Source organism: Adlercreutzia equolifaciens (assembly GCF_029076695.1).
Lineage (GTDB): Bacteria > Actinomycetota > Coriobacteriia > Coriobacteriales > Eggerthellaceae > Adlercreutzia > Adlercreutzia equolifaciens_A.
Genome location: NZ_JARFIK010000534.1, coordinates 1 through 293, shown reverse-complemented (window position 1 = coordinate 293; position 293 = coordinate 1). Strand labels below are relative to the sequence as shown.

Sequence of the window (293 nt, the reverse complement as noted above, 5' to 3'; positions counted from 1 at the left end):
CTTCCATTTTTTCCTCATTTTTAATATACTGGATCAAATCTTTCGCCTGCTGCTCATTTCCAACAATCGGGGCTATCTCCGTCTCTATATTAGCACGGATCAAATGAATGGACGGCGCCTGCGAATGAATTTTCACCCCATATTTATTTCCCTGTCTGATAATCTCTGGTTCATCCAGTACGATCTCTTCTTTTGTCGGGCTGACTACTCCATACCCTTTCATCCGGACTGCAGTAAATGCATCTTCTACATTTTCATATTCATTCTTTAAGATTGAAAGTTTCTGCATCGTC

General features: G+C 40.6%; 1 protein-coding gene. It reads right to left on the bottom strand.

Translation table 11 applies throughout. The features are described from left to right. Positions 1 to 293 (bottom strand): stage IV sporulation protein A (locus PZH32_RS13500; RefSeq protein WP_275208764.1); only part of this gene is annotated, 293 nt, incomplete at both ends.